This is a genomic window from Acinetobacter sp. LMB-5, assembly GCF_001541635.1.
GTDB lineage: Bacteria > Pseudomonadota > Gammaproteobacteria > Pseudomonadales > Moraxellaceae > Acinetobacter > Acinetobacter pittii.
The window spans coordinates 1-251 of record NZ_LRDR01000144.1 but is presented as its reverse complement, the minus strand read 5'-3'; the positions used below and the strand labels follow the sequence as shown (position 1 = coordinate 251).

The 251-nt window shown below is 47.4% G+C and carries 1 protein-coding gene; it reads left to right on the top strand.

The window, feature by feature from the left end; genetic code table 11:
- Nucleotides 1–251: phosphoribosyl-AMP cyclohydrolase (locus AW165_RS18890; RefSeq protein WP_322843136.1), on the top strand; the 251-nt coding region annotated here is incomplete at both ends.

Here is a 251-nt window from a genome sequence, read left to right as displayed (position 1 = left end):
TGCCATCGTACAAGATTTCCAATCAAGCCAAGTGCTGATGATGGGGTACATGAACCAAGATGCGTTGGCAAAAACGGGTGAAACAGGTCAAGTGACGTTTTTCTCTCGTACCAAGCAACGTCTTTGGACGAAAGGTGAGACCTCTGGCAACGTATTGCAATTGGTGAACATGCAGCTCGATTGTGACAACGATACGCTACTGGTGAAGGTGAATCCCATTGGCCCTACGTGTCACTTGGGTAACACAACTT